Raw genomic sequence first — 7146 nt, 5'->3', positions numbered from 1 at the left:
CTTGAGCGTGCTTGAAGCCCACGCTGATCCGGCAAATGTCAAGGCGACCAGCGCCAGCAGGCAGCGGATTGCGCTGTTCCTCACGGTAGACATGGCCCCGCCTCGACGATGAGTGGTATTGGTCATCATGTACATCACCCCCGATGGGTCTTCATTGCTCGTCGAGCGCAATGCTCGCCTTGCGTTCCATCCAGCCGCCGCTGCCGTTCGGCACCAATTCGACAAGCTTGACGCGATCCTCGGCAATGTCCGTGACACGGCCATAGTTCTGTCCCATATAGTTGTTTTTGTGCACCTGATGAATGACCCCGCCGGGATCCTTGATCAGCGCTTCCATATTTTTGCCGACACCGATTGTGCCGACCATCTTCAGGCTGTCCAGAGCAAAAGCTTCCAGCGGCTGACGCGGACGGTTTTGATCTGGCCTAGGCCCTGACTTGACATTTTTGTTCGTGTCTTCTGCCGGACTGGGTGCAAATGGATCGCGCAGAGCCTGATCCTTGTAGATGAAACTTTCGAAAGTCTTGATCACCGGCAATGGGGGCAGAGGAGCGCCCTTACGGGCCTTTTGCTGGGCCACCCACTGGCGTAGATCGGACGAACCTCGCGTGCAGCCGCCGACTGCCAGCAGGGCCGTCAACAGAAGCAGTAGACGCATGGTGTTCGATCGCATGCTCATTTGCCCCCCTTGACTTTGGCGTTGCCATCGCCAGCTGACTCATCGTTCTCGTCAAGGTAACGATAGGTCTTGACCGTGCCTTCAAGGGTGAGTCGGCCATTGACCGCCGTGCCGTTGGGGCCTGGCTTGGCCGGTTTCAGCGACACGTTGTGCATGGTCAGGATCACCACCCGCGGCAATGAGGCCACGCCACTGATGAACGTACCGAACTGGTGATATGTGCCCACCATCTTCAACTGGATGGGTTTCTCTGCGTAGAAGTCCTTGGTCGTCTCCGCACCCGGTGCAAAGACATCCACCTGCAGACCAGCGGCCAGAGCGGTCTGAGAAATGTCCACGAGCAGCGCCGGCATCTCGGTTCGACTGGGCAACTGGCGAAGCATCTGCCGCATCATGTCCTTCATGTCAGCAAGCTGCTTGCGCAGTCCCTCCAGGTTCACTGCCTTGGCCTGCTTGGCGCTGAACTCCTTTCGCAGGGTCTGTTCCCGGTTTTGCTGTTGGGTAAGTGTGTCCTGCTGATCACTGATATAGAAGTACCAGCCAACGATCACGATCACTACGAGCAGGAGACCGATGAAGAAGTTCTTGACCGTTTTCGGCCAGCCGCCAACGTTGTTGCGGTCGAGGTTGCGCAGGTCGTCGATGAAACTCATGACTTCGCACCTCCGTCTGCATTCGGGCCCGCGTCTGCGTTGGACGCAGAATCACCGTTGTCCGACTTGTCCGTCGCGTCTTTCTTGTCTTTCTTGTCTTTCGGCTTGACCATCTTCATTTTCAGATTGAAAACGTAGGGCATGCGTGAATCAACATGCTTGTTTTCGGTCTTGCCCAGCTCGATCTGACTCATCCAGGGCGACTTTTCCAGGTTGCGCATGTAATCGGCAACGCTGGCATTGGATTGCGCCACGCCCTCCAGCTTGAGCTGATCTCCCTGCTGCACCAGTTGGGTCAGCCGGACGCTGGCCGGGATGGTCTTCACCAGCTCATCGAACAGGTGCACCATCTTGGAACGATCCGCTTGCAGTTTCTCGATGATGCGCTTGCGTGCCAGAAGGTGGGTACGAACCTTTTCCAGATTCTTGATCTGGACAATCTGTTGATCGAGCTGCTTGATCTGGCCTGTCAAATAGGCGTTGCGCTGGTCCTGGTTGGTGATGCGCATGTTCATCCACATCGCCCAAACGATCACCAGCGCGATGGCGACGACTGCAGCCAGGCCCAAGTGGGTATAGAACTCGCGTTCCCGCTGCTTGCTGCGCTCGGCGCGCCATGGAAGTAGGTTGATGCGCGCCATCAGTCGAAACTCCTCATGGCGAGGCCCGCCGCAATCATCAGCGATGATGCGTCAGCGGACAGCTGGGACGCCTGGGACCGCGAGGCAATGGACATCTGTGCCAGCGGATTGGCGACCACGCAGGGTATACCGAGCTGATCCTCGACCATGTCGCTGACGCCCTCGATTCCGCCTGAGCCGCCGGCAAGAACGACTTGATCGACCTTGCTGAACTCGCTACCTGCAAAGAAGAACTGCAGCAGGCGACTGGTCTGCTGCACGATGGAATCCTTGAATGGCTCGAGCGCCTCCGCCTCGTAGGTCTCCGGCAACCCGCCCTGGCGCTTCGCGCGCCCGGCTTCCTCGTAGGAGAGTCCGTAACGGCGCATGATCTCGTCCGTCAGCTGTTTGCCGCCGAAAACCTGCTCGCGTGAATAGATGGTGCGCTGATTGCGCATTACTGCCAGCGTGGTCATGGTTGCGCCCACGTCGACCACGGCCACCAACGCGTCACGCGCGACCGAAAGCTGGTCCGCAATCAGGCTGAATGCGTTCTCCATGGCAAAGGCCTCGACATCGATGACCTTGGCGGTGAGCCCCCCCAGGTCAAGCGCGGCCACGCGCATGTCCACATTTTCGGTACGCGAGGCCGCGAGCAGGATGTTGCTCATTTCGGGATTGTCGCGAACCGGTCCGATCCGTTCGAAGTCGAGGCTGACCTCCTCGATCGGATACGGGATGTACTGATTGGCTTCCACCTGGATCTGTCCCTCGAGGTCTTCCTCGGACAGGTCCGTCGCCATCGGGATCACCTTGGTGATCACCGCCGAGCCAGCCACAGCCGCCGCTGCGTAGCGAGTCTTGGTCCCGGAGCGCGCCAGTGCGCGACGCACGGCGTCACCCACAGCCTCGACCTCGACGATATTCTTCTCCACCACCGCATTGGGTGGCAGCGGCTCGACCGCATAGTGTTCGACACGGTAACGACCACCGTTACGGCTAAGCTGTAGCAGCTTGACCGCAGTGGAGCTGATATCGACGCCGATGAGTGGCGGCTTTTTGGGAGTGAACAGATTCACGTTTCCCCCTTCCCCATGCGCCTTTAGGAGCGAAATGTGCGCATCGACATTAAATATGAATTTTAACAGGTTGGCAACAGTGGATTATTCCGGTCCAACCTGCGCTTGGATCGATCAGCTGCGTTGTTGAATCCCGGCCCGGACCAAACCCGCCAGGGGCAACCCCGGACCCTTGGAGGGTATCCTAGCGTCAAATTAAGGCAAATCGACAACTTTGTGCTGTATCTGTGCGAATCGTCGCGCAAAGTCGTGACGCATCGCACGTCTGGATCAGGTTGCGTGACGCATGCCGCATGCTTCGGTTGGCGAGCAGCGAGGTCCAGAGGGGCCCATACTGCAGATGCTGCCGAACCTGTCGGCGACGTCACGTTACAGCTCATCCGAAACCCGGGGCTTGCGCACCGCTGCAGCCAGCCCTCTATACTCAGGGTATTGACGCCCGGCGTCCGGGTCCCTGTTTCCGAGTAAAGTTTTACATCCATGCCTAGATACAAGCGTCTGCTGCGCTATGCGCTGATCCTCGCGCTGGCGGGCACCATGATGGGGGTCATTGCTATCGGCGTGGCCTACTGGCTGGTCGCCCCCCGCCTCCCCGCCGTTGGTTCACTCAAGGACGTGCAGATGCAGGTCCCTCTGCGCGTGCTCAGCGCCGACGGCAAGCTGATTGCCGAATTCGGCGAGATGCGCCGATTGCCGGTGAAGATCGAGAATGTTCCCGCAAACCTCAAGAACGCTGTATTGGCCGCGGAAGATGATGACTTCTACCACCACTCGGGCATCGACATCACCGGCACCATCCGCGCCGGTATCCACGTGATCCTCAGCGGCGGCAAGAAGACCCAGGGTGGATCGACCATCACACAGCAGGTCGCGCGCAACTTCTTCCTGAGCGCGCAGAAGACCTATACGCGCAAGATCACCGAGATCTTCACCGCCTTCCGCATCGAGGATGAGCTGAGCAAGGACCAGATCCTGCAGCTGTACCTCAACAAGATGTTCCTCGGTCACCGCACCTACGGCGTCGGGGCCGCCGCCCAGTATTATTACGGCAAGACGATTGACCAGCTGAGCATTGCCGAGTGCGCCATGCTGGCATCAACTTTCCAGCGTCCATCCGTAGTCAATCCCATCGACCACATCAAGCTGGCCATGGATCGCCGCAACTATGTACTGCGAAGGATGCTGGTCAACCATTTCATCAACAAAGCCCAGTTCGACCAGGCCATGGCTACAGCGCCACATGCTGCGCCGCATGAACTGCCGATCGCCGTGCATGCTCCCTATGTGGCTGAAATGGTGCGCCAGACGGCGCTGGACAAACTTGGCAATGCGGCGCTTACCGATGGCTATGTGATCCGGACCACCATCAACAGCAAGGACCAGGCCATCGCCAAGGCCGCCGTGCGCAAGGGACTGCTGCAGTACAACCAACGCCATGGCTACCGTGGCCCCGAGGCCCATGTGCAGCTTCCCGCCAATGCAGGCAAGCAGCAATTGGACAAGGTCCTTGCCAACTATGACCCGGTATCCGGTCTGCAGCCCGGCATTGTCACCGCCAGCAATGCCAGCTCGGCAACCGTCTACCTGGGCGACCACAGCACTGCAACACTGGACCTGTCCGCAGTCGCCTGGGCGCAGAAATATATCGGTCCACGCAAGCGGGGACCCAAACCCCAGCACGTGGACAGCGTGGTCCAACGCGGCGATATCGTCCGCCTGATGAAGGATGACAAGGGCAACTGGAAACTGGCCCAGATCCCGTTGGCGCAGAGCGGACTGGTCTCGCTGAACCCGGACGACGGTGCGATCCGGGCGTTGGTAGGCGGCTTCAACTTCCAGCGCAGCAAGTTCAACCGCGCACTGATGCCGGGCAGCGGTCGCCAGCCTGGATCGAGCTTCAAGCCCTTCATCTACTCAGCGGCATTTGAACACGGCTTCACCCCGGCAACCATCATCAACGATGCCCCCGTGGTGCTGCCTGATCCGTCCAAGCCCAACGGCGAATGGACGCCCTCCAACGATGACGGAAAATTCGATGGTCCGATCCGCCTGCGCACCGCCCTGATCGAATCCAAGAACCTGGTCTCGGTACGCCTGCTTGATACCATCGGCCTGGATTTTGCGCGTCAGTACACGCTGCGCTTCGGTTTCAACCCCGATGCGGTGCCGGACAACCTTTCGATGGCGCTGGGCACGGCATCCGTCTCGCCGCTGAGCATGGCCCGCGGCTACGCAGTGTTTGCCAATGGCGGGTTCCTCATCGACCCCTACTTCATCAAGCAGATCGACAACCGCGAAGGCAAGGCCATCTACACCGCCAACCCGTTGCGCGCATGCCGCAAATGCGAGGCGCGTCTCCTGCAGGATGCCGATCCGGACAGCCTCCCGCCGCCCCCTTCCAGCGCCGAAGTTGCAGGCGCCTCCTACGCGGGCGCCAGTGGTCTGCTTCCGTTGCAGCCAATCGCCTCCGCCAGCAGCACGGCTGCGGCGGCCAGCGCACCTGTATCCGCGGCCAGCAGCGCCGTTGCTTCAAGCGCAAGTGTGCCCGCTTCGGCAAGCAGCAGCATCGCCACGGACACGCCACGACTGGCACCACGGGTGATCAACATCCGCAATGATTTCCTGACCACATCACTGATGAAGGGCGTGATCCTGCACGGCACCGGCATGGCCGCGCGTGCACTTCACCGGCCTGATCTGGCAGGCAAGACGGGCACTACCAATGAACACCGTGATGCATGGTTCTCCGGATTCAACGACAAATTGGTGACCACGGTATGGGTCGGCTTCGACAACTACGCCAGCCTGGGATACGAATTCGGCGCCAGCGCGGCCCTTCCGATCTGGATGGATTACATGGGACCGGCACTCAAAGGAACGCCTGAGGCTTCCTTGCCACGTCCTCCCGGCATCACGACGCTGCTCATCAATCGCAAGACCGGATTGCCCACAAGCGCGAATGATCCCGATGCCATGCAGGAATTCTTCAAGGTCGAGGACGTGCCTCACCTGCAAGAACTGGCGCGCAAGCAGAAGCAGAACAAGGACCAGAAGAAAGCCTACGACATCTTCTGAGTCACTGGATCGATCCGACGCTTGAGCTAGATCATGCCGGCTACCGAAAACCCCACTCCTCGGTTAGTCTGTAGGTGGATTACGGAGTGCACGCCATGCCCCGAGGTCGGCACCATCGCATACACGCGCAGGATCGCCTGCAACGCAACCGTCATCGTGTGGCCCAGGAGGCCGCGCGATTGATGAGTGAGCACGGCATCCGCGATTTCCATCACGCCAAGCTCAAGGCCGCCGAACGCATGGGGGTCGTGGACGAGCAGGCGTTGCCGCGCAATCGCGAAATCGAACAGGCCCTGCGTGAACGCCAGCGTATTTTCCACAGCCATGAACAGCCGCAGGCCCTGCAACGCCGACGCGAAGCCGCGCGCGAAGCCATGGGTTTCCTTGGTCGTTTCGAGCCACGCCTGGTCGGCGCCGTGCTGGAGGGCACAGCGGATATGCATTCGGCGGTGTGTCTGCACCTGTTCAGCGATGACCCGGAAGCGGTTCCCCGTTTTCTCGATGAACGCGGCATCCCTTTCGAGATCCAGAGCCGGCGCCTTCGCGAAACCCGGGAACGCACGGTCGATTTCCCGGCCTATCTGTTCCGCGCCGAGGAAATTCCCTTCGACCTCACCGTACTGCCGCGCGATGGCCTGCGCCAGGCACCGCTGGACCGCGTCGACGAACGACCCATGCAGCGCGCCTCTCTGAGCGCTCTTGATGAGCTGCTCGCCTCGGAAAACAACGCCGCGGAAGATGATTTCGATGACATGCTGATGACGGCCTTGTCACGTTGAAGCCTGCTGCCTCGCGCGCCATAACGGGCATGATGCGCAAATGAAAACGCCCCGTCATGACGGGGCGTTTTGTTCTTCGCTGTCCGGCAATGGCCGCGATCAGCGTTGATCACGCGGCACGTAGTCGCGACTGGCGGAACCGGTATAGACCTGGCGCGGACGACCGATTCGAGACCCCGGGGTCTCATGCTGCTCGATCCAGTGCGAAATCCAGCCGGCGGTTCGGGCGATGGCAAACATCACCGTGAACATTTCGGTCGG

At 60.0% G+C, this 7146-nt stretch carries 7 protein-coding genes; 2 read left to right on the top strand and 5 right to left on the bottom strand.

Annotation, left to right across the window (positions count from 1 at the left end; all coding sequences use genetic code 11):
• Window positions 1-151 precede the first annotated feature (151 nt).
• From PF446_RS06205 to PF446_RS06190, 4 genes are read right to left on the bottom strand one after another with little or no spacing between them, the layout of a single operon-like run.
• The gene (locus PF446_RS06205) at window positions 152-673 is read right to left on the bottom strand and encodes a pilus assembly protein PilP (RefSeq protein ID WP_298070370.1); all 522 of its coding nucleotides are present in this window, start codon (window positions 671-673) and stop codon (window positions 152-154) included.
• 2 nt (window positions 674-675) lie between these two features.
• A complete protein-coding gene (gene pilO / locus PF446_RS06200; RefSeq protein ID WP_298070369.1) occupies window positions 676-1332 on the bottom strand; it encodes a type 4a pilus biogenesis protein PilO in 657 nt (218 codons plus the stop codon).
• Entirely contained in the window at window positions 1329-1973 is a 645-nt protein-coding gene (locus PF446_RS06195) for a PilN domain-containing protein (protein WP_298070368.1), read from the bottom strand. Before PF446_RS06195 ends, pilO begins: the two co-directional genes overlap by 4 nt.
• Window positions 1973-3031, bottom strand: coding sequence for a pilus assembly protein PilM (locus PF446_RS06190; protein ID WP_298070367.1), 1059 nt, complete (start codon window positions 3029-3031; stop codon window positions 1973-1975). Before PF446_RS06190 ends, PF446_RS06195 begins: the two co-directional genes overlap by 1 nt.
• Before the next feature lie 480 nt (window positions 3032-3511).
• Between PF446_RS06190 and PF446_RS06185 the strand changes: the two genes are divergently transcribed.
• Both PF446_RS06185 and PF446_RS06180 read left to right on the top strand, forming a co-directional pair.
• Window positions 3512-6106, top strand: a complete 2595-nt coding sequence (locus tag PF446_RS06185; RefSeq protein WP_298070366.1) for a penicillin-binding protein 1A — start codon at window positions 3512-3514, stop codon at window positions 6104-6106.
• A gap of 95 nt (window positions 6107-6201) precedes the next feature.
• Window positions 6202-6885: a hypothetical protein gene (locus PF446_RS06180; RefSeq protein WP_298070365.1), complete on the top strand. Its 684-nt coding sequence runs from the start codon at window positions 6202-6204 to the stop codon at window positions 6883-6885.
• A 99-nt stretch (window positions 6886-6984) separates the two neighbouring features.
• Here PF446_RS06180 and PF446_RS06175 read toward each other — a convergent pair.
• Window positions 6985-7146, bottom strand: a 162-nt coding sequence (locus PF446_RS06175) for a citrate/2-methylcitrate synthase (protein WP_298070371.1), incomplete at its 5' end; no start/stop codon positions are given.

The organism is Oleiagrimonas sp., assembly GCF_027858935.1.
Classification (GTDB): domain Bacteria; phylum Pseudomonadota; class Gammaproteobacteria; order Xanthomonadales; family Rhodanobacteraceae; genus Oleiagrimonas.
Note: the sequence above shows the minus strand (reverse complement) of the source record. Positions and strands in the feature narration are given on the sequence as shown.